Annotated in this window: 22 protein-coding genes and 1 pseudogene; 4 read left to right on the top strand and 19 right to left on the bottom strand. The window is 51.6% G+C overall.

Going from position 1 to position 20514, the window contains the following annotated elements; translation table 11 throughout:
- Positions 1-25 precede the first annotated feature (25 nt).
- The 6 genes from JRJ22_RS06040 to JRJ22_RS06015 all read right to left on the bottom strand — a co-directional run bounded on the left by JRJ22_RS06040 (position 26) and on the right by JRJ22_RS06015 (position 4485).
- Complete coding sequence (locus JRJ22_RS06040) at positions 26-673, bottom strand: class I SAM-dependent methyltransferase (RefSeq protein WP_206103663.1); 648 nt, start codon at positions 671-673, stop codon at positions 26-28.
- A gap of 310 nt (positions 674-983) precedes the next feature.
- A complete protein-coding gene (locus tag JRJ22_RS06035) occupies positions 984-1814 on the bottom strand; it encodes a PP2C family serine/threonine-protein phosphatase (RefSeq protein WP_206103662.1) in 831 nt (276 codons plus the stop codon).
- Between the two features lie 5 nt (positions 1815-1819).
- Positions 1820-2299 (bottom strand): zinc-ribbon domain-containing protein, encoded by a 480-nt coding sequence (locus JRJ22_RS06030; RefSeq protein ID WP_206103661.1) that lies wholly within the window; start codon positions 2297-2299, stop codon positions 1820-1822.
- Between the two features lie 43 nt (positions 2300-2342).
- Positions 2343-2876 (bottom strand): peptidase M56, encoded by a 534-nt coding sequence (locus JRJ22_RS06025; protein ID WP_206103660.1) that lies wholly within the window; start codon positions 2874-2876, stop codon positions 2343-2345.
- Positions 2873-3628, bottom strand: a complete 756-nt coding sequence (locus tag JRJ22_RS06020) for a hypothetical protein (protein WP_206103659.1) — start codon at positions 3626-3628, stop codon at positions 2873-2875. Before JRJ22_RS06020 ends, JRJ22_RS06025 begins: the two co-directional genes overlap by 4 nt.
- A gap of 227 nt (positions 3629-3855) precedes the next feature.
- A complete protein-coding gene (locus JRJ22_RS06015; RefSeq protein ID WP_054939412.1) occupies positions 3856-4485 on the bottom strand; it encodes a YfbR-like 5'-deoxynucleotidase in 630 nt (209 codons plus the stop codon).
- 309 nt (positions 4486-4794) lie between these two features.
- Here JRJ22_RS06015 and JRJ22_RS06010 point away from each other — a divergent pair, with 309 nt between their 5' ends.
- The gene (locus JRJ22_RS06010; RefSeq protein WP_206103658.1) at positions 4795-5013 is read left to right on the top strand and encodes a PspC domain-containing protein; all 219 of its coding nucleotides are present in this window, start codon (positions 4795-4797) and stop codon (positions 5011-5013) included.
- A 62-nt stretch (positions 5014-5075) separates the two neighbouring features.
- The gene (locus JRJ22_RS06005) at positions 5076-5768 is read left to right on the top strand and encodes a PspA/IM30 family protein (protein ID WP_206103657.1); all 693 of its coding nucleotides are present in this window, start codon (positions 5076-5078) and stop codon (positions 5766-5768) included.
- A 359-nt stretch (positions 5769-6127) separates the two neighbouring features.
- On the opposite strand, the gene JRJ22_RS06000 is transcribed toward JRJ22_RS06005, so the two are convergent.
- The 12 genes and pseudogenes from JRJ22_RS06000 to JRJ22_RS05945 all read right to left on the bottom strand — a co-directional run bounded on the left by JRJ22_RS06000 (position 6128) and on the right by JRJ22_RS05945 (position 17648).
- On the bottom strand, positions 6128-7375 hold the full coding sequence (locus tag JRJ22_RS06000; RefSeq protein ID WP_232381045.1) for a M20 metallopeptidase family protein: 1248 nt from the start codon (positions 7373-7375) through the stop codon (positions 6128-6130).
- Positions 7372-8709 carry an LLM class flavin-dependent oxidoreductase gene (locus JRJ22_RS05995; protein ID WP_206103656.1) on the bottom strand — a complete coding sequence of 446 codons (1338 nt, stop codon included), beginning with the start codon at positions 8707-8709 and terminating at the stop codon, positions 7372-7374. The genes JRJ22_RS06000 and JRJ22_RS05995 overlap by 4 nt, the downstream gene beginning before the upstream one ends.
- Positions 8710-9044: 335 nt before the next feature.
- A complete protein-coding gene (locus tag JRJ22_RS05990; RefSeq protein WP_206103655.1) occupies positions 9045-9524 on the bottom strand; it encodes a DinB family protein in 480 nt (159 codons plus the stop codon).
- Complete coding sequence (solA, locus tag JRJ22_RS05985) at positions 9524-10699, bottom strand: N-methyl-L-tryptophan oxidase (protein ID WP_332461391.1); 1176 nt, start codon at positions 10697-10699, stop codon at positions 9524-9526. Before solA ends, JRJ22_RS05990 begins: the two co-directional genes overlap by 1 nt.
- Positions 10696-11877: an amidohydrolase gene (locus JRJ22_RS05980; protein WP_269751873.1), complete on the bottom strand. Its 1182-nt coding sequence runs from the start codon at positions 11875-11877 to the stop codon at positions 10696-10698. Before JRJ22_RS05980 ends, solA begins: the two co-directional genes overlap by 4 nt.
- A gap of 67 nt (positions 11878-11944) precedes the next feature.
- Positions 11945-12961, bottom strand: coding sequence for an LLM class flavin-dependent oxidoreductase (locus JRJ22_RS05975; protein WP_206103653.1), 1017 nt, complete (start codon positions 12959-12961; stop codon positions 11945-11947).
- 11 nt (positions 12962-12972) lie between these two features.
- The gene (locus JRJ22_RS05970; protein ID WP_206103652.1) at positions 12973-13725 is read right to left on the bottom strand and encodes an amino acid ABC transporter ATP-binding protein; all 753 of its coding nucleotides are present in this window, start codon (positions 13723-13725) and stop codon (positions 12973-12975) included.
- The gene (locus JRJ22_RS05965) at positions 13722-14432 is read right to left on the bottom strand and encodes an amino acid ABC transporter permease (protein WP_206103651.1); all 711 of its coding nucleotides are present in this window, start codon (positions 14430-14432) and stop codon (positions 13722-13724) included. Before JRJ22_RS05965 ends, JRJ22_RS05970 begins: the two co-directional genes overlap by 4 nt.
- Positions 14429-15214 (bottom strand): amino acid ABC transporter permease, encoded by a 786-nt coding sequence (locus tag JRJ22_RS05960; RefSeq protein ID WP_206103650.1) that lies wholly within the window; start codon positions 15212-15214, stop codon positions 14429-14431. The genes JRJ22_RS05965 and JRJ22_RS05960 overlap by 4 nt, the downstream gene beginning before the upstream one ends.
- 33 nt (positions 15215-15247) lie before the next feature.
- Complete coding sequence (locus tag JRJ22_RS05955; RefSeq protein WP_206103649.1) at positions 15248-16114, bottom strand: transporter substrate-binding domain-containing protein; 867 nt, start codon at positions 16112-16114, stop codon at positions 15248-15250.
- A 4-nt stretch (positions 16115-16118) separates the two neighbouring features.
- Entirely contained in the window at positions 16119-16634 is a 516-nt protein-coding gene (locus JRJ22_RS05950) for a GNAT family N-acetyltransferase (protein WP_206103648.1), read from the bottom strand.
- Between the two features lie 119 nt (positions 16635-16753).
- A pseudogene (locus JRJ22_RS05945) lies at positions 16754-17648 on the bottom strand (LysR family transcriptional regulator).
- 298 nt (positions 17649-17946) lie between these two features.
- Here JRJ22_RS05945 and JRJ22_RS05940 point away from each other — a divergent pair.
- Entirely contained in the window at positions 17947-18516 is a 570-nt protein-coding gene (locus JRJ22_RS05940; RefSeq protein WP_206103647.1) for a GNAT family N-acetyltransferase, read from the top strand.
- Between the two features lie 73 nt (positions 18517-18589).
- A complete protein-coding gene (locus JRJ22_RS05935) occupies positions 18590-19252 on the top strand; it encodes a 3'-5' exonuclease (protein ID WP_206103646.1) in 663 nt (220 codons plus the stop codon).
- A gap of 87 nt (positions 19253-19339) precedes the next feature.
- On the opposite strand, the gene JRJ22_RS05930 is transcribed toward JRJ22_RS05935, so the two are convergent.
- A complete protein-coding gene (locus JRJ22_RS05930; protein ID WP_206103645.1) occupies positions 19340-20296 on the bottom strand; it encodes a 3'-5' exoribonuclease YhaM family protein in 957 nt (318 codons plus the stop codon).
- Positions 20297-20514 lie beyond the last annotated feature (218 nt).

Here is a 20514-nt window from a genome sequence, read left to right as displayed (position 1 = left end):
ATGTAACTCTTCCTGTTATCAGTCATCAGATGCTTTTCTTAGCGATAATATGCGTAAAAATAGCGACATCCCTGTAAGGACTCAGCTTGCCGAGTTCCAGCTCCAATTGCAACATCCGGTTATGCCAGTCCTCATCCTGTTTGATTTCATTATCCGCGATATATCCGTACAGGTTAAGGATCCCGAAACGTTCTTCAATTTCATAGCCTGCAGCCTGAAGCCAGCCTGCCAGCTGCTCATAAGGATATACGATAAACTCCGTCTGAATAAGTCCGCTGTATTCCTTGTTACTGCTTAGGCTGGCAAGTGCGCTGTCCGGATCTTTATTCAGGATGGCTTTCTTCATGACCTTCGCAGCCGGATTATGCGCAATTAGCGATACATAACCATTCTGCTGCTGACAGCCGCCAATATGCTGGACAAACTGCTCCGGATCTACCGTATATTCAAGAATATTGTGGCAAAAAATCCAATCGTATGTCCCCAGATTTCCATGAGCCCGCTCAAAGGAATCATTAAGGTAGCGGACGTTTGGGCCTTCCGCTACCGCAATCGCAATCATTTTCGTTGTAGGCTCAACACCAGTAACCTGGTGACCTTTCCGGCTGTATTCGTTACTGGAAATACCGAAGCCGCAGCCAATATCCAAGATAGACTGGATCGTATCAGGCATGAAAGTGCCGATTTGTTCCCAGGCCGTCCTATAAAATAATCTGCCCCAGGGCATTCGCGTGTAGTTCAAATACGGTTCTACTGATTCTGAAAATGCGGTCGTTGCATTCATCGGCTTCGTCCTCTCTACGTCGTATCTTTTATATGACTCCGCGCCGTCCCTGTTAATTTCCTCCACTTTAAAAACTATAATATAACCTCACTACCGCAGGATGAATAATCCATCACTGTAACTCCATCACATTATCCAATAGAAACAGCCCAAGCTGCCCGCTTGAGCTAAGAGATTTCTGAAATTCCCGCCGAATCACCTATTTGGCATCACTAGGCATTACCGCCGCCCGCTCATTATAGTAAGTCCAGGCAATAACGGTAGCACTGTCGCGGCCTTGCGCTTCATGTACTTCCAAGATTGCGGCCTCTACACAGGACTGCAAATTTTTTTCATTATAAAATGCTTGGTACAGCTTACACGGATCCTCAAAGGTCTGCCGGTCATGCTTCAGACGCCCGTATTCCAAAAGGCCATCTGTGGTCATGACGATCACATTGCGCCCTTTTCTCAATTCCCTGACCCCAGAGGAGAAGCAGGCTACCGGCTGATCAAAGGTATTTACATATCCGATCCACTCATAATAGTTACGCTGATTCAGCAGGTATTGCCCCCTGGCAGCCAGTTCGGGATGCAGCAGATACACCGAGTTGTCGCCTACCGAAAACCACCACAGATAATTTTCCTTGCGCACGCATATGAGGCACGCTGTTTCACCTGTAACTTTCCTGCACTGGCTTCTGAAATCATCAGATCCCAGGGTCGTGAGCAGCAGCGTCTCCAAATCCTTAAAGGCCAGATGGACAGGCCGCGAAAGGCATTGCTCAATCTCGCTGGAGATATGTTTGACTGTCCTGATCAACAGCTCTGCACTTTCTTCCGTATTATGGGCATCCAACAGCATACTGAACTCCCAGGTCCCGCCCGGTCCAATTAGAATGAATAACCCGTCTTCATTTTTGTCCGCGCCTGCCAGTGAATTGCCGCCATACCGGCCAATCACCATATTTTCAAAAGTTGCCGGCTTGAGATGATCCAGATACCTCTCCCTGCTGCCAACCCAGCTTAGCCCGCCCATTCTCTGACCCATGCCGCTTAGTTGTCCCCGGTGTCTTGTTTCTCCAGTGACAGGGGGGTTGCCTCCGCCTCGGGTACTTGCGGCGCTTGGTGAGTTTGCGCAATCTTAGGCTCTTGCGGAGTCAGCGGAACCTGCGGTTCACGCGGAGCTGCGAAGGTGTGCCCGCAGTTCGGACAGAAACGCGCTTCCGCCGGCACACTGCTGCCGCAGCTTTTACAATGCTTCCCGTCCCCCAGCGCTTCAATCTGCTCCAGATTGGCTTCAATCTCAGATTTCAGCACGAGCACACGATTCATATTTACCGCAAAGGCTTCTTTAGGCAGGGTTGATTCATTAAGCGTAGCTTCGAACAGCATTTTGCCCATCACCTGATACTGCTTGTCAATTTCATTCTGCTTGCTGCTGTTTTGCAGCTTCAAACGGTTTACCTCGACCACGTTCATGGCCTTATTCCCGGCTTCGGTCACACCCGCTTTAAACTTGTCAAAAAAACTCATCTGCATCCCTCATTTCCTGTTGATATCCCTTTCAGCATACTATTCAATACCTTTCAAGGATAGCCCAGATGATGATACCCTCCTTGCGGTATTTGTGGGGATAGACAAAGCTGGATTTGATCCGGCTTTTTTTGTCATAATACACTCTGGCTCTCAGCCCTTGATCATAGTCATACATCCGGACGGTGTAATGCTTCCCGAGTATCCCGGCAGCCTCTTCAAGGGTATGGAGCGTCAGCTCTCCCGCACTCACTACGCCCTCTGGAGACATCGTCCTCAGAATGATAATCTCTCCGCTCCTGTTATAGGCGATGGAGAAGTCCTTATAATAGACATACTCCGTATCGCCTGCTTTTTTGTCAGTGAAAGAAGGGTCCTTAGGGGTTCGGCTCAAATCCAGCTCCGCTATATTCTGACCCAGCCGGATTCCGGTAACCGTTAATGAAGTTAAGTCTGTTGACTCCGTAACCATCGCCGCCACCTGATTTTTCAGCAGGAACGCCAGGATGACGAGAGCCACAAGAGCCGCTGCAACCGCTTTTCTTTTTAACCCTCTCCCTGTGTTCAGCCGGTTCATAGACCCGATCCCTGCTGCACATTGCCCGCGGCTTCTATGTACAATATTTGGTCCCGGTTAATGCAATAGATATGGGCTGCCTCCGAACGGTGAATATGGTCTCCCGCGATAATGTCACCTCTGCCTGCATGCTGCAAAAGATACATCCCCGGCAGGATTTCACCGCTCACCAGCTTGATATTGACTCTGGGGTGTATCTGATAGTCCTCCGCATAGGAGGTATAGACCGGTTTCATATACAGCTTGCCGATTACAAAATATAAAGTAATGAGCAGAAGGAAGAATCCGTACACTACCGGCCGCTTTTGGTGATAGGCGAAATATAAGATATCGTAGTTATCTGTCATATTCAGGTTAAGCGTGATTTTAAGCCTGTCCATTAGCTTCATCGCGAATAAGCCAAAAAAGCAAGCGCCCAGCAAACTATGTACAGCCATTAACCCTAAACGGGCGGATTCCCGGTACTTACGATTTCCTGAGCCCAAAATATATGTAATAATAATGCCGATCAGCACCAAAGACATCAGAAGTGAGCTGTCAAACGGATGAAGCGCAAATACCACCACAGACGATAAAATAACAAAGATAAGAACTTCTAACGTTATTTTGTGCCAAGAAGAAGGTCTTCGACTGGCGTATACAAAAGGGGCTGTAGGGTAGTTCCTATAAAAATTAATACCGTACACAACGAACAACAGAATGCCAAACCATACCATCGCATTAAAAACAGGCAAGAAATGCAAATATTCCACAGACCAGGTCTCCCCTTCAAAAATTTTCCTTAATATTATCATATTTAAGCTGCTTTGGATTAAAGCTCTCATTTTTGTTATTTTTATCATATATTTGGTGACTGGTAACCATCTATACCTGGGGAATTCTGTTTATAGCAGCAAGCCTTATTACAGTCGTTCTATTTGCCCAGGCAACGGAATCCGTGATCCTGGCGTACATAAAAAAAAAGAGTACCGCTCATCAGTTACAGAGCCAGTGCCTCTTCCGTAATTCTTTTAATATCCACGGGTGACAACGTTTCTTCATTGACCATATCCGGCAAAATCTCAGTCAGGAAATACTCCACGCATCTCAGGTCAATATTCTTAATCTTGATCAGCGCATTGCGGTACATCACCACAAATTCCTTCTCCGTGTTCCCCCGCTGTATTTCGGCAAAAGCTTCATAGACCTGATCCATTTTATCCGCAACCTCCAGAATCAGCCCCTCCAGCGACTCATCCTTGCCTTCACGCAGCTGATGGAAGAAAATGCTTTTGAACTCCTCCGGGATATGCTCCTCAATAAAGTTATGAACCATGCCTTCCTCAACCTGCTGGATCAGCGACCGCAGCTGCAGCGAGGAATGCTTCACCGGCGTTTTGATGTCCCCGATAAAAATCTCTCCGTAATCATGGCTGCTCGTGATCTCATACAGCTTCTTCCAGTCAATGACCGCACCGTGCTTTTCTTCGATATCAGCCAAGGTTTTGGCATACTGCACAACCTTCCAGGAGTGGGCTGCTACACTATGCTCCTCGAATTTGAATTTACCCGGGCAGCGGATGATCCGTTCCAGCTCATTCAGCGAGCGGAAATACTTATGAATTCCCATAGGCCAGTCCTCCTTATTGTCCATAGTTTTATCCGAAATTTAATCCTTCTCTAAAAAGGTTTGGAGGGAGAAACTTACTACAAGTATAGGGCCGGAGTGTTAAGCGGGGATTACACAGGGTGGTTTCTTATGTAAAAAAGAATGCTGCAGCGCATCAGGTTCTGCCTGGACTTGCCCCGTCTTATTGCGGGAACCATCCCCGCCTTAGGTCTGGACTGAAAAACAGTCCCAAGGCCGTTTTGCAAGACTGCAAATCGCCGTAGAATAAACACATAGACAACGGACATTACAAGAGAGGAAGAGAAAACAATGAAAAAATTATTCCGTTCCGAGACAGACAAGAAAGTTACTGGTTTATGCGGAGGGCTGGCCCGTTACTTTAATCTTGATACCACGCTCGTCAGACTGCTTGTAGCAGCCGCTGCAATTTTCAGCTTCGGTACAGTGGTATTCATCTATATCGTTGCCAGCATTATCGTCCCTAAAGAATCTTTCTCAGGTTTCACCGATAGCTTCGATCATTATTAATCTTGGATGAAGTCACGGTTCAATTAATAAATCCAAAATTCAAATTCAAAGGAGAAATGAACATGAGCAGCATATTCGAACGTATTACCACCCTTACCAAAGCAGCAATTCACGAAGGATTGAACAAACTGGAAGACCCGGTCCTGCTGACCGGACAATATCTGCGGGACCTGGATGAAAAAATCGGCATTGCCGAAAGCAAGCAGCGTGAGCTCAGAGTAACGGCAAGCGTGCTGGAACGCCGCAAAGCCGAATATCAGGCGCAGGCGGAGAACAGTGAAGCCGCTGCTGTCAAAGCGATGAGTGAAGGCAATGAACCGGCAGCCAGAGCTTCAGTAATGGCTAAGCTGCGGTACCAGGAAAGTATTCAGGAAACAGAAGGCATCCTCGAAGAAACACTTCAGACTCTTGCTGCGCTTGAGGTTAATCTGCACAATGCCAAAGCTGAGCATGAACGGCTGAAGGCGAAACGGGCAGAGCTGGCTGAACGCGCCCGCAAAGCGGCGGAGCTGAGCAAACAGGCTGCTGCTCAGAACCGTTCTGGATATTCTGGCGCTCCCGGATACGGACCGATCATTAGTGCCGGTGCAGCATCACGAGGCTTCGAACGGATGGAGGACAAGATCAATGAATGGGAAGCACAGGCAGGCCAGCCGGCCCAGGCTCCCGCCATTGATCCGGCACTGCAAAACGCTGTGGAAGCCGAGCTGGCGCGTCTGCGCACACAGAAGCCGGAAGATGGCAGCGTAAAGTAAGGCAGCCGTTTATAAATTGCATACTATGAAACAGATCAGAGCAGCGATCCTCCGATATCCGGGGGATCGCTGCTCTGTGTTGTTGGCAGTTAGAGCAGCCACTCTTTACGTGTGGGGTAAGCGGGTAAACCTGACCTTCGCACTGGAAGGACGGAAACAATGGGATTATTCCGCTTATATCCGCACTTACGCATTGGAAGGATGGAAACAATGGGATTATTCCGCACCTGCCTTAACTTTTAATGGTTTTAAAGGCTCTTCCGGCTGCATCTGCACGGGTCCCGCTTCTATAACAAAATGGGATATCCAAGGAGCCTCCCGGCTCATTAGATATCCCTTAAATATTGGACGCAACTCGTTCATTTGTGCTGCATTACAAGGCTGACCCATATCCTTGCGCCGTGGACCAGCATATCTTCATCAATAGTAAACTGCGGCTGATGGATGGCATGAGTAATTCCTTTCTCAACATTTCCGCAGCCGATGAAGGCAAATGCACCGGGAACACGGTCAAGATACCAGCCGAAGTCTTCACCGGCAAGACTGGGCTGATCCAGCAATACTGCCTGATCTTCCCCCAGCACCTCACGGGCTGCACGAAGCATCCGCTGCACGGCTTCCCCGTCGTTGACCACTGTAATTCCCTCGCGTAGCTCCATCCGGTATTCTCCGCCGTATGCTTCCGCAGTCGACGAAGCATGCCGTTTTAGTCCCTCTGTAATCGCAGCTACTGTTGTCTTCGAGAAAGCTCTGAACGTTCCAGTCAGTTCACTGCGCTCAGCGATAACGTTCACGGCTGTACCTGCATTCACAGTGCCGAAAGCCAGCACTGCTGCTTCCTGCGGATCTGTCTGATTCGCCATCATTCCGTTGATGCCCGCTATAAACTGCGCGGCCATCTGGATAGCATCCACTGCATTGTGCGGGGCGCTGTGATGTCCGGCCGTTCCCTGAAATTCCACCTTGAAATGGCTGGAGGCTGCCATGGCATAATGCGGGTGAACGCCCAGCTGCCCTGCCGGAAGCTCAGGCATGACATGCAGTGCATATGCAAAGTCTACGTCTTCCAGAATTCCATCCTCGATCATATCGCGTCCCCCGGAGAGCAGCCTTCCGTCTATCGGGCTCCGGACTGCACCTTCTTCCGCCGGCTGAAAGACGAACAGGACCGTGCCTGCCAGCTGCTCCCTGAAGGCTGCCAAAGCTTTGGCCGCCCCCAGCAGCATCGCGGTATGGGCATCATGTCCGCAGGCATGCATGACTCCTGCCTTCACAGACTTGTATGGCAGCTCATTTTGTTCCTCAATCGGCAGAGCATCCATATCGGCCCGCAGCAGAATGACCGGACCGCTGCCCGCAAGCCCCTGCAGCGTGCCGGTGACACCCATTCCAAAATGCCTGCCAACATTCCGCCGTACCGAAATCCCCCATTCTTCTAATAGGCCGGCTACCTTATCAGAGGTGCGGGCAACATCGTACAGCAGCTCTGGATGGGTGTGCAAATCACGGCGGATCGAGATGATTTCTTCCTCTAGCTGACCGGTATAAGCCAGCATTTCCGCGATACCCGGGTTCCGGTTCACCGCAACGTTTCCATCAGCGGTCAAATCTGTCCTGCCGGCTGGGAAGCCTTAGCGTAGCGGTTCTCCGGCACAGGAATACCAAGATTACCGCGCAGGGTGTCACTTTCGTATTCCGTGCGGAACAATCCCCGCTCCTGGAGAATCGGCACCACCCGGTCCACGAATTCCTCCAGGCCGTTCGGTACAGCGGCTGCGATCATGAATCCGTCTGCGCCGCCCGATTCAAACCACAGCTGGACCTGATCGGCTACCTGCTCTGGAGTCCCGATGAAGCTGCTGCGCGGAGTAGCGGATTGAATAGCAACCTGCCGCAGCGTTAAGCCGCGCTCCTTCGCATCCTTTTTAATCTTATCCGTGCCGCTCTGGAAGCTGTTACGTCCCAGCTCGCCAACATCAGGGAACGGCTCATCCAGCGGATACTGCGAGAAATCATGATGCTCGAAGAATCTGCCCAGATAATTCAGTGCGTTCTCGATCGTTACGAGTCCGGCAACCTCCTGGTATTTGCGCTCCGCCTCCTCCGGCGTGTCGCCGATAATTGGGGCAATTCCCGGGAAGATCAGCACCTCATCCGGGTTCCGGCCAAACGAGGCAATCCGCGACTTCACATCACTATAGAAAGCCTGCGCATCCTCTAGCGATTCATGTCCAGTGAAGATAGCGTCCGCTTCCTTCGAAGCGTAGTTTTTGCCGACCTCCGAAGAACCTGCCTGGAACACGACCGGCTGCCCCTGCTTCGAACGGGCAATATTGAGCGGTCCCTTCACAGAGAAGAACTCCCCTTCATGGTTCAGCGTATGCATTTTTTGCGGATCAAAAAAGACGCCTGACTCCTTGTCGCGGACAAACGCATCATCCTCCCAGGAATCCCACAAACCGCGCGCCACCTGTAAATACTCCTCTGCAATGCGGTAGCGTTTGCTATGGTCCGGATGCTCTTTTTTGCTGTAATTCGAAGCGGAGCCTTCCAGCGGGGAAGTAACCACATTCCAGCCGGCCCGGCCGCCGCTGATAACATCGAGAGAGCCGAACTGGCGCGCAACCGTAAAGGGTTCACTGTAGGAGGTAGACAAGGTGCCGACCAGACCGATGTTAGTACTGACAGCAGCAAGTGCGCTGAGAATCGTCAGCGGCTCAAACCGGTTCAGGAAATGCGGAATGGACTTTTCGTTAATGTACAAGCCGTCCGCGATGAAGATCAGATCCAGCTTGCCTTCCTCTGCCTTCTGTACCCACTGTTTATATAATTCGAAGTTCACACTGGCATCAGGCTTGGCGTCCGGATGGCGCCACATCGACGTGCTGCCTCCCACTCCGTGCAGCAGTGCGCCCAGCTTCAGTTGTTTTGGTTTGGTCATGTTCGTTCCTCCTCAAAGTTATATTAGCATCCGCTTCATTGATCTTCTTCGCAAAACATGCTTCGGAAGCAAGTTCTTATTTTTAATTTATAGGTTGAACTTGTGAGTCTCTATTATGGGATAGGCCGTGACTACAGGGAATATTTGGACTTCCGGCCGCTGTTATGTTTGAATTTCCTGATTGAAACCGTTGTTCACGGTCGAAATTCAAACATAAAGGCGGATGCTACTGCTCCTACAGTTCCAAAATTCCCCTCCGCCACTTTTCCCTACATGTCTGTTTTCAAGTTCAATCTACATAACTTTGCATACGCCTAGTTTTGATACGCTAAGCCTTACTGAATGTATGCTGCGATGACTGCGCCCTGCTTAATCCGTCCAATCTGGGCAAGATGGTTCTGCACATGTGCAGTGAAGCTGCGGACAATGTCGGTTATTCTCACGGTGTCACCTTTGAAGTTGATTCCGCTTTTCTCCCAATCCTCTGCACTCAAACGGCCAAGCAGCAGGCTGTTATAATGCAGCAGGCTGCGGAACAGCTCCAGACTGTCGGCGGCGTTTCCCTGATTGGCATACTGCCCGCTGATCCAGGCATCCTGGTTAAAGGCCGGCAGCTGTGCTGTGGTACCTGCAAGGATGTCACGGATGCGGAATGAAACTACAATGCTGTGATCAGCTAGATGAGCCAGCACCTCCGTAATACTCCAGCTGGCCGGTTCCGCCTTCCATTTCAGCTGTTCCTCCGTTAACCCGTCTGTCGCTTGTACTAATTGCTGATGCGTATTTAGATACTCACTGATTTGAGCACTGCTCATTACATCCCCTCCAATATAAGACCTGCCTGTGAATGGCCAGACGGTGTGAAGCGCGATAACGAAAAGGGCCGGATATTATGGCTTGTTGCCCCGCTGATCGTGAGGTCCGCCAGTATTTCTCCTACGACACTGGAAAATTTAAAGCCATGCCCCGAGAATCCTCCGGCTAACAGCACATTAGGGTGGAGCGGATGGCGGTCTATGATAAAATCTTCATCCGGCGTATGCTCATATTTGCATACAGAGCCTTTAAGCAGCCGCCCGGCGGCACCCGGCATGTAAGCCTCCAGCACCCGGCGGAGGTCTCCCTCGTCGGCGGCTTCACTGCCGAACGGCGCCAGCGGTTCACCCGGCGACCATTCCCGACCCGTATCATGCCGGCCGATCTTCAGGCCGGCCCCGCCAATACCGGGAAAGCCGTAATAACCGCCTTCCTCGGTTCCCAGCGTAAACCCGGGGAAATTCCCGGCAGCAAAAGCCGGTGCGCTATCAAACCAGCCGACGACCTTGCGGACCGCCTTAATTGGCAGATGCACAAAAGGCGCCAACATGCTGAACCAGGCTCCGGCGCTAAGAATCGCTGCTGCTCCGTGATAATCACCTTTAGCCGTGTGAATCGTAACACTGCCTTCGCGCGCCGTGATATTCAATACCGGTGTATTCGTCAGCAGTTCCGCTCCATGTGCCAGAGCAAGCTGGCGGTAAGCTGCAATACACCGCTCACTGTACAAATATCCGGCATCCGGCTCATACATCGCTGCGAACGATTCAGGAATGCTCAGGGCCGGCCAGCGCCGCCGGATTTCCCCGGCGTCCAGGTGCTCTACCCGCACCTTCCGTTTCTCTGCTTCAGCCAGACGGCCGCTGAAGGAATAGACGGCGCTGTCCGCGAGATTGAGCACTCCCGAGCGTACCAGCAGCTCTGTTCCGCTTAGCTGCTCGGCTTCCTGCCATAACACATCTGCACGCAGTGCCAGATCAATATAGGCGGGATCTCCGCTATACGCATGGCGGATCAGCCGGGTATCGCCGTGATGACTTCCTTCTGTATGCGGCGGATCAAAGGCATCGATGAGCAGCGTCTTCACCGCGCGCCGGGCCAGCTCATACCCGGCACTCATCCCCATTGAGCCTGCGCCAACGATAATGACGTCATAATTTAAATGCTCAGCTATGATTCCGCACCTCCCCCGGAAGCGTAGTACTCCAAGGAACGTACAGCGATATCCGCGAGGAAGCGGGCGGCCACCGGCAATGCCCGTTCATCCAGATCGAAGGCCGGATGATGCCATTCCCGGCTTCCGTCCGTGCCGGCGAAGACGAACAGTCCCGGCACTACGCGCTGGTAGAAGGCAAAGTCCTCACCCGCCGGAGAGGGTACCGGCTTCACCGCTCGGTAGCCGAGTGCTTCGGCCGACTCGATCCCAAGCGCGGCAAGGGCTTCGTCGTTAATTACCGGCGGCGGTCCGCCGATCCAGCGGACAGTAGCAGATGCTCCCAGGGCGGCGGCTACTCCAGCCGTTACCTGCTCGAAGCGCTCCAAAACCTTAATGCGCACGGCTTCATCGAACGTGCGGATCGTGCCTTCCAGCACCGCTTGGTCCGGAATGATATTCCATGAATTGCCGCTGTGGATCTGCGTCACACTCACCACCGCGCTTTCAAGAGGGCTGACATTGCGGCTGATGATGGACTGAAGCGCAGTCACTATATGCGAAGCGGCTACGATAGGATCGGTCCCTGCTTCCGGCACCGCCGCATGTGAGCTCCCGCCCAGAATCTCAACCACAAACCCGTCCGCGGCTGCCATGAGCGGGCCGCCGGTAATGCCGATCGTTCCGACCGGCAGGTCGGGCTTGTTGTGCAGCCCGATTACCGCGCGCACCTCTTGCAGTGCCCCGCTGCTGATAATCCGCTGCGCCCCTTGTGCCTTCTCCTCTGCGGGCTGGAACAAGAGGCGCACCGTACCCGGCAGCTGCTCCTCCTGCTGCTTCAACAGATAGGCCGCGCCGAGCAATGCCGCCGTATGAAAGTCATGACCGCACGCGTGCATTTTGCCGTGAACCTGCGAGGCATACTCCGCGCCGGTTTCCTCCTGGATCGGCAAGGCATCAATATCGGCCCGCAGGGCGATGACCGGACCGGACCTGCCGCTTCCAATCTCTGCGATTACACCGGTTGCCAGCCCGTAATCCAGAATTTTAATCCCGGCCTGTGTAAGCTGCGAAGTAATATATTTTGTCGTTTCAAATTCTTCATTGGACAGCTCCGGGTGCCGATGCAGATGACGGCGGATTCCGGTTAACTGATCGCCGAGCGCTTCTGCGCTCAGCTCGGCGGTTTTACTGGTCATATACAGGCTCCCTTCCTTTTACGATTTCCTGTCTGATTCCGGTTTCCTTCGCCTTATACTTTGTACCTTAGGCCTCTGCCGTCACCTCAGCGAGCGCTTCACTCAACAGCTCAAACGAGCGAAGCCGTTTGTCAAACGGCTGCACATTCGTCGTTACGATGAACTCCTCCACACCGGAGGCTTCCGACAGTGCCAGCAGCTGTTCACGCACGGAGGCCTTTGTGCCTTTGGTAACCTCCGGCTCCCGCTCTTCGATCGTGTAGGCTTCTTGGCTCTGGCGGGCAAATTCCTCCGCCTGCTCCCGGGTAGCTACCGTCAGCGTCTTCCCGCCCGCCAGCGTAATCCGGATCAGCTTATGCGCTCCCGCCAGCTCCTTCGCTTCTTCCTCCGTCTCCGCAGCAATGAGTGCCAGGGCAATAATCGCCTGCGGCTCTCTGCCCTCCGCTGATACAAAACCGCTGCGGTAAGCGCGGATCGCCTCCAGCGCCACCGACCGGTCTCCGTTGATGAACAAGGAGAACACGTACGGTAAGCCCAGCTCAGCGGCAATTTCCGCACTGCTTACACTTGCCCCAAGCACATACAGCTCAGGAGCAGTACCCGGAATGGGGCCTGCCTTCAGCCCTGCCAGCGGATGATCTTCCTCAAGCCGGCTATGTACGTACTTCTCCAGCTCGATAATTTTATCCGTCAGGCTGGGGGAATCCGCCTTCCCCTGCTGAAGTGCCTGCGTGCTGCGCGGCAGCCCGCCCGGAGCACGTCCTACACCCAGGTCCACCCGGCCCGGAGCCAGGGAAGCCAGCACATTGAAATTCTCTGCCACTTTGTACGGGCTGTAATGCTGCAGCATAATTCCGCCGGAGCCGATACGGATACGCTCCGTCTTCGCAAGCAGATGGGAGATCAGCACTTCCGGCGAGGAGCCTGCCACCTGCTCAGAATCATGGTGCTCGGAAACCCAGAAACGGCGGAACCCCAGCTGTTCAGACAGCTGCGCCAGCCTGATGGTATGCCGGAAGGCTTCCTCCGCTGTTTCTCCCGGATAGATCGGACTTTGATCGAGTACGCTGATTGTAATGGCCATGATTTTGCCCCCTATATGGAATAGTTCAGTTCAGGTGTGATCCGCTTCAGAAACTGCTTCGTTCGTTCTTCACGCGGATGGTTGAACAGCTCTGTTGGTGTGCCTTCTTCAACAATGACGCCGCCGTCCATGAAGACCACATGGTTCGCCACATCGCGGGCAAAGCCCATCTCATGGGTCACCACAATCATAGTAATTCCTTCCTTAGCAATTTTGCGGATAACGGCCAGCACTTCGCCCACCAGCTCCGGGTCCAGCGCCGACGTCGGTTCATCGAATAGAATAACCTCCGGCTCCAGCGCCAGGGCACGGGCAATGCCGACCCGTTGCTGCTGGCCTCCGGACAGCTGGCTCGGATAAGCGTCCAGCTTGCTGCCGAGGCCAACCTTTTCAAGCAGCGCAATGCTCCGCTTTCTGGCTTCGTCCTTCGGAAGCTTTTTGACAATCAGCAGCCCTTCCATCACGTTCTCGAGTGCGGTTTTGTGCCGGAACAGATTGTACTGCTGGAACACCATTGCCGTTTTTTGCCGGAGCTGATGAATCTCCTTTTTGCGGGCATGCTTGCAGTTTACCTTGAAATCCCCGATGGCGATCTCTCCGCCGCTGGGCTTTTCCAGATAGTTCACACAGCGCAGCAGTGTCGTCTTGCCTGATCCGCTGGGCCCTAGAATGACGACAACCTCTCCTTTGGTCACCGTTAAATCTATATTGCTGAGCACCTGATGCCGGCCGAATGACTTCGATATTTGCGTTAAGCTGATCATGCCACTCCCCCCCGGTTATACAGATTAATCCGTTTCTCAATCACTGACGTCGCGCGCTCAATCAGGAACGTAAGCCCCCAGAAGATCAGCGCCGCCGCCAGGTAAGCCTCAAAAAACTTCCAGTTCGTCGAAGCCACAATCTGCGCCTTGGCGTTGATATCCACCACCGAGACGGTAAAAGCCAGCGTAGATCCGTGCAGCATTCCGATTACCGAATTTGACAGATTGGGCAGACTCGCCGCCAGCGCCTGGGGAAATACAATCCGCTGCAGCGCCTGGGGTGTGGTCATGCCGATGGAATGGGCGGCTTCCAGCTGGCCGCGGTCCACCGCGAGCAGGCCGGAACGGACAACCTCGGACATATAGGCACCTGCTGTAATCGAGAATGAAATATAAGCGAAGCCGATCATCGGAATCGACACCGACCTGAAGCTCCAGCCGAACTGCTCCGCCAGACCGTCAATCAGCACAGGAAGCCCGAAATAAATCAGCAGCAGATGGGTCAGCATCGGCGTGCCTCGGATAAAGGTGACATACCCGACAGCCAGCGGATAGAGCAGTGGAATCCGGTAGATCCGGATCAGGGCTACCGCCACTCCAATCACAAACCCGATCAAAACAGAAACCACAGTAATATATAAGGTCGTAGGAATTGCACTCAGAATCTGCACGAAGGCTGTCCAGATAAACGACGGGTCCAGCTTCATAATCCGGCGCCTCCTTTACCCGGTCCCAGTTCAGCAATAATGCGGCGGTAGGACCAGTTTTTGTGGATTTTAAACGATTTTTTCTCGGAAGTGCTACGTTTCTCATGCCGCAGCAGCCGGCGTTCTGCTATAAGCAGCAGCTTCTCGATGGTAAAGCTGATAACCAGATAGATCAGCGCAAGCGCGATATACGTTTCAATAAAATGCTGCGTTAAGCTGCCCAGCGTCTGCGCCTTCCCCGTCATTTCCATCACACCAAGCGTGAACGCCAGTGACGTGTCCTTCAGCAGGGCAATCACCAGATTAGAGAATACAGGAATGGCAATTCCAAGCGCCTGCGGCAGCACGATCCGTGTAAAAGCTTGAAACCCCGTCATCCCTGTTGCATAAGCAGCTTCGATCTGCCCCTTATCCACCGCCAGCACAGCGGCCCGGATCATTTCAGACATATAAGCCCCGGTATGCAGGCCGTAGGTCAGAATCACAAACACCAGCACCGGCGTACGGGTCATATCCACATGCACCAGCTTCAGAATTTCAGGCAGTCCGTAATAGAACAGGAAGAGCTGAATAAGAATCGGCGTGCCCCGGAAAAAGGAGATATAGATTTCAGAGCAGGTCTTCAGCACCGGCACTTTATACAATCTTGGCAGCGCTACGAGAAATCCGACAATAATTCCTGCCTGCAGTGAACAGCCAACAATCAGCAGCGTGGTACCCAAAGTCCCCAGCAGCTTAGGCAGATATGAAAATACATAGCTGATATCAAACGGTGCACCCATAAACTCCCTCCCTTCCCGTGCTCACCGGCTTAATCACTTTGCAGAATCCGCTGTAACATCCGCACCCAGCCATTCCGTGCTCAGCTTGCCCAGGGTGCCATCCGTCTTCAGCTCTTTGATCGCACCGTCAATGGCATCCGACAGCTTCTGCGAATCGGCATCATCCTTGCGGAACACATAGAGAATATCTGCGGAAGACAGTTCAGGACCGGTCGCCTTGAGCTTGCTCTGCGGATCAATGATCGGCAGGACAAAATCTGCAGCGAGCGTAGCATCCACACGGCCGGTGCTGATCTGGTCAGCTGCATCGTTGGCCGTACCGCTCTGGTACACGATGTTAATCGCATTGTCATGCTCTTTATTGTAGTTCTCAAGAATTTGCGCCTGAGCGCTGGTCGCGCCAACCAATGCTTTCTTGCCTTTCAGATCGTCCAGTGTCTGGACCTCATTGTTATCCTTAGCCACGACAATGCGGTTTCTCCAGTGGGCGTAGGCTTCTTTATTAAAGGAATACTTCAGCTCACGCTCCGGATTCTTTTCCATGACATGGGCCACGAGATCGATCTTCTTCGTCTCGAGACTCAGGAGCAGATTGCTGAAATCCATCGTCTGAAAATCGAATTCATAGTCCGGCAGCCGGTTATCAATTTCTTTGAGCAGCTCTACATCGAAGCCTGTAAGCTTGCCGTTCTCATCAAGGAAGCAAACTTGAGGAAAACCTGTGCCTGTGCCCACAATAATTTTCGTAGCTTTGGCTGGCTCAGCTGTTGCATTCGCGGAGGCGGCCTCAGCCGTATTTCCGGTCTGGCCGCTGTTCGCGGCGTTGTTGCTGTTATTCCCGCAGCCGGCAATCGCAAGTGTCAGTATGGATGCAAATACGAGTGAAATGGACTTTTTCATGTTTCTATCCCCTTTGAATGAATTGTGGTTTGTCTGCAAGTGTTTTTTTCAGCAGATACATAATGCCGTCGCCGTTCTGCGGGTCAAGCTCCAGGAACCGCTCGTAACCCCGGCGTTCATACATTTCAACCAGCCACGGATGCTTCTTCGCCGTTGCCAAAGTGACTTCACGTGAACCCAATTGTCCGAGAATAATATTCTCTTCCACCCAGTCCAGCAGCTTTCCGCCATACCCCTTGTTGCTGTATTCCGGGTGGGCAGCGAACCATTTGATAAAAGGCAGCGGGCTAAGCTTCCTGATCTCTTCCTCCTTGGACAATGTTATAGTCGCAATTATCGTTCCGCCGATTTCGAGCACGTAACACTCATTCGTGGCTATGTTGTCTTCAATAAGCGCCAAGTCGGCATTGGCCGCCGGCCAATGCAGCCCGAGTTCACGAATCAGCTCATAGGCGCGGTATGTAACATCCAGCAACTGCTCCGCATCCTTCAGCTCTGCCAGCCGATATACCTCACTCATGTCATGTCCTCCAGCCATTTAAAATTTAATTTTATAATCCCTATCGATTTAGTCGTGATTATATGCAATTAACTTTATCACTGCATAGCCCCGTTCGCTAATAGAGTTTTTTAATACATCTATACAATTAGTCGATCTCCCGCTTTGCCGAAACTCAGTTCTAGCAGCGTTTCAATGAATTCTGCATTTTCTCCATTCAGTGAAATCAGGCTGGTCCGCAGGGAGATGCCCTCCGTCTCCGCGATATCGACCCGGATCAGCGTTCCTGCCGCTACCTCCTCCTGCACGCTTAATGCCGGAAGAAAGCAGATACCCGCTTTTTTCAATACAAGCTTCTTGGCCGTTTCCAGATTATCGACCTGATATTCAATATTCGGCGGCTGTTCCATGCTCTCAAATACGCGGTGCAGCCGCATCCAGTCCAAGGATCCGCATTCAAAAAAAAACCAGCGTCTCCTTGCGTATATCCTGCAGGGAAGCACGCCCGCTCTTGGCCAGACGGTGCCCTGCATGAACATAGAGCGAAATCGGATCCTCGCAGAATGGAAAAGTCTGAATCGCCGGATTGACAACTTTACGGATAAAAGCCAGATCAATCTCCTTCGCTTTCAGCTTATCAATCAGCAGATCTGTGGATGCCGTCGTCAGCTTAATGCTGATATGCGGATATTTCCGCTTCAAATGAAGCAGCAGGTGCGGCATTAGATAATTGGACACCGACACTGTACTGCCGATTCTCAGCTCATTCGGAATGTGCCCCTTCGCCTGAAGCTGATGTTTACCGTTCTGATAGACCTGGAGAATTTGCTGGGCGTACGGGAGAAATTGCTTGCCTTTATCCGTAAGAAGGATCTGCTTACCCAGCCGGTCAAACACACGGCAATCCAGCTCCCGTTCGAGCGATTGAATGCGGGCCGTAACGGTTGGCTGTGAAATATACAGGACTTCGGCGGCTTTATTGAAGCTTCCATAGTGGTTGATGTAGACAAATGCCTCAATATTATCGATGTTCACTCCCAGGCCTCCTTTGATGCTTTTATAATATTTTACTATTCCGATGAATTAACAATGATTTATGGCAATGCTTACCTCATAGATTTTGTATATATCTTATTCACGGTCTATTTTTTTGTCAACACATCTTCACGGCACTTCAGCCCTTATTCCATTAAAATAATCACAAAAACAGATAGAAGTTTTCTATCCATTTATTAGAATGATTAAATTCATCTTATATCAATAGGAATTGTCGATTATAATAACATCATTCAGATGAGCTCACCATTTTGACTTAAGGGGGTATAACGAGAACATGTCAAAAGAGATTATTATCCGTGAAGCCGTAGATAGCGATCGTGAAGCCATCGCCGGAGTACTGCTTGATGCATACAGCCAATATTCAGCCTTCCTGCCTGAGGCCTACTGGCTTGAATACCGTGATTCCATTCTCGATTCCGTACACGGAAATGCCCCTGGTGCCCGTATCATTGCAGAAAGCGGCAAGCAAATTGTGGGCAGCGCACTGTTGTTCACTTCCTCGGAAACTGCCTACGGCAAGCCTGAGCTTGGCATCCACTCCCCTATCCTGCGCCTGCTTGCTGTATCCCCTGCTGCCCGCGGCCGCGGAATTGCTACACTCCTGATCCAGGATGCCGCGCGAAGATCCCTTGAATGGGGTGCCTCTACCCTGAACCTCCATACCTCCGACATGATGGCCTCAGCCATCAAGCTCTACGAGCGTCTAGGCTTCAAGCGGGCCTATGAGACTGATATTTTGAACGGTGAAACTCTGGTGAAAGGTTATCAGCTGGACCTCCTCCCCGCCGGCACTTGGAATTCTGATTTCCCGGTTCCTTCAAAACATACGATCACTTTTTTGTAAATTCAGTAGATTGTATTTCCCCCTTTACTAATCTAATATGAATAGTACATATGATAGATAAGGGGCTTTACCAATGAATTTTACAGCAATTGACTTTGAGACCGCGAACTCCAGCCGCTCAAGCGCCTGTTCTCTGGGGCTAGTCCAGGTAAGAGAAGGCGTTATCACCGCCGAGCATGTGTGGCTGATCGATCCGCGCCAGCGGTTTGACGGAATGAACATCGCTATTCACGGCATTACACCCTCAATGGTCCAGGGACAGCCTACGTTTGAGGAACTGTGGAGCAGTGTGGAGCCGCTGCTGCAGGGCGAAATCGTGGTAGCCCATAACGCAGCCTTTGATATGAGCGTACTGCGTTATTGTCTGGATGCCTCGGGAAACCGCTACCCTGATTTTCAATATTTGTGCACTTATCTGCTCGGCAAAAAAATGCTCCAGGAGCTGCCGTCCCATAAATTAAACATCGTATCCCAGCATTTCGGCATCCACCTGAACCATCATGATGCGCTCGACGATGCTCGTGCGGCAGCACTCGTACTGCTTAAGCTGATGGAGCAGGATCAGAAGTTTGAGCCGCTCCTGCTGGCAGACAACCAGGGGTACACAGCCGGTAAGATGTTTTCTGGCGGATATACGCCTTTTAAATCACCGCCTAAAAAAGCCCCCCGAAAGAAGCAGCCTGCCAAGACGCCTTCTTCGCTGCCACAGGCTCCGTCTGTTAAGCCGTATTTCTGAGCAAAGTCAGCTATGCAACACAACAAAGAGCAGGTCCTCCCCGCCGGGAAGAACCTGCTCTTTTGTTTTTTACAACGAGAATGGCTTTTACAGCTTCAGACGGTATACCGCCTTATTTTCCAGTCCCCGGATAAAAGGTGTCCATTCTTCGGTTTCAGGCGTTGTATCCAGCGCATCCTCCACCATCTGCAGCTTGGCATCCATAGCATCAATGTGATGCAGGGCTACCGCCTCCGCTGTCTGCGGCTGAACAGGGCTGCCCCATTCCCCCAAATTATGATGCGACAGCACCAGATGCTGCAGCGCCAGCACCTTTTCAGATTCCAAATCAATGTTAGAGCGGATCGCCGCCTCTGTAATCCAGTTGGAGGCCATCGAGATATGCCCGATAAGCTTGCCTTGTACACTGTAATCCGAGACAATTCCAAACTGGGAGATCATTTCCTCCGGTTTGGCGATATCATGTAAAATAATCCCCGCTTTCATCAAATCGGGATTCAGGAACGGGCGCTGCTTGCACAGGAAATCTCCGATTTCCAGCATCCGTACCATATGATAAGCAAGCCCGGCGAAATACGCATGGTGGTGGGTTTTAGCCGCCGGATAATGCATCAGCTTCTCTTCCACTTTACCTACACAAAACGCGACTAATGTTGAAATTTCCTGATCCATGATACTGGCCATGGCACCTTTGATCGTATGGATTAGATCCACCGGACGGATGGGGGCCGAACGGATGAAATCGGTCAATGACACACCATCGGACTCATTAGCCAGCCGTATCTTGGTGATCTTGATCTGCAGTTTTTCACGGTAGGTATGGGCAATGCCGCGTACTTTGACCAGTGCCATCGGAAAAAAAGTTTCTTTATCCGTCGTGCTGACATCCCAATACTTGGCCGATAACTGGCCGCTGGAATCACCGAGTACAATATCAAAATAATCCTTTGGAGGAGTACCGTTTGTTTGTTTCAGCGTCAGCTCTCTGAGCAGATAGAAGCCGACGAATTCATCCTGTGGTGATAGCTGTTTAATAAGTGTCATGTTGGAGCCTCCTGTTACTTACAGGCTTTCACCTGTTGTATATAGTAAACTTTAGACATTCATCTCCGAAATCCCTTTAAATACTATACGATTGTCATTACTAATTATGTCGCTGTTCTTTATGAATCTATTATTATACACGATAATACTAAGAAAAAACGACTTCACCGTCTTTTTATAGATAGGGTGACTGTTTCTATGTATTCAAAAAAAGGGGT

It is taken from the genome of Paenibacillus tianjinensis, from assembly GCF_017086365.1.
Classification (GTDB): domain Bacteria; phylum Bacillota; class Bacilli; order Paenibacillales; family Paenibacillaceae; genus Paenibacillus_AQ; species Paenibacillus_AQ tianjinensis.
This window is presented reverse-complemented; position numbering and strand designations above follow the sequence as displayed.

Coding starts and splice junctions, on each gene's coding strand:
- JRJ22_RS05980 (WP_269751873.1), bottom strand. CDS start 11,877: ATGACCAGTAAAACCGCCGAGCTGAGCGCAGAAGCGCTCGGCGATCAG.
- JRJ22_RS05965 (WP_206103651.1), bottom strand. CDS start 14,432: ATGAAGCTGGACCCGTCGTTTATCTGGACAGCCTTCGTGCAGATTCTG.
- JRJ22_RS05990 (WP_206103655.1), bottom strand. CDS start 9,524: ATGAGCAGTGCTCAAATCAGTGAGTATCTAAATACGCATCAGCAATTA.
- JRJ22_RS06040 (WP_206103663.1), bottom strand. CDS start 673: ATGCCTGATACGATCCAGTCTATCTTGGATATTGGCTGCGGCTTCGGT.
- JRJ22_RS05940 (WP_206103647.1), top strand. CDS start 17,947: ATGTCAAAAGAGATTATTATCCGTGAAGCCGTAGATAGCGATCGTGAA.
- JRJ22_RS06010 (WP_206103658.1), top strand. CDS start 4,795: ATGAAAAAATTATTCCGTTCCGAGACAGACAAGAAAGTTACTGGTTTA.
- JRJ22_RS05935 (WP_206103646.1), top strand. CDS start 18,590: ATGAATTTTACAGCAATTGACTTTGAGACCGCGAACTCCAGCCGCTCA.
- JRJ22_RS05960 (WP_206103650.1), bottom strand. CDS start 15,214: ATGGGTGCACCGTTTGATATCAGCTATGTATTTTCATATCTGCCTAAG.
- JRJ22_RS06015 (WP_054939412.1), bottom strand. CDS start 4,485: ATGGGAATTCATAAGTATTTCCGCTCGCTGAATGAGCTGGAACGGATC.
- JRJ22_RS05975 (WP_206103653.1), bottom strand. CDS start 12,961: ATGGCCATTACAATCAGCGTACTCGATCAAAGTCCGATCTATCCGGGA.
- JRJ22_RS06005 (WP_206103657.1), top strand. CDS start 5,076: ATGAGCAGCATATTCGAACGTATTACCACCCTTACCAAAGCAGCAATT.
- JRJ22_RS06035 (WP_206103662.1), bottom strand. CDS start 1,814: ATGGGTCAGAGAATGGGCGGGCTAAGCTGGGTTGGCAGCAGGGAGAGG.
- JRJ22_RS05930 (WP_206103645.1), bottom strand. CDS start 20,296: ATGACACTTATTAAACAGCTATCACCACAGGATGAATTCGTCGGCTTC.
- JRJ22_RS05995 (WP_206103656.1), bottom strand. CDS start 8,709: ATGACCAAACCAAAACAACTGAAGCTGGGCGCACTGCTGCACGGAGTG.
- JRJ22_RS06025 (WP_206103660.1), bottom strand. CDS start 2,876: ATGAACCGGCTGAACACAGGGAGAGGGTTAAAAAGAAAAGCGGTTGCA.
- JRJ22_RS05950 (WP_206103648.1), bottom strand. CDS start 16,634: ATGAGTGAGGTATATCGGCTGGCAGAGCTGAAGGATGCGGAGCAGTTG.
- JRJ22_RS06030 (WP_206103661.1), bottom strand. CDS start 2,299: ATGAGTTTTTTTGACAAGTTTAAAGCGGGTGTGACCGAAGCCGGGAAT.
- JRJ22_RS05970 (WP_206103652.1), bottom strand. CDS start 13,725: ATGATCAGCTTAACGCAAATATCGAAGTCATTCGGCCGGCATCAGGTG.
- JRJ22_RS05955 (WP_206103649.1), bottom strand. CDS start 16,114: ATGAAAAAGTCCATTTCACTCGTATTTGCATCCATACTGACACTTGCG.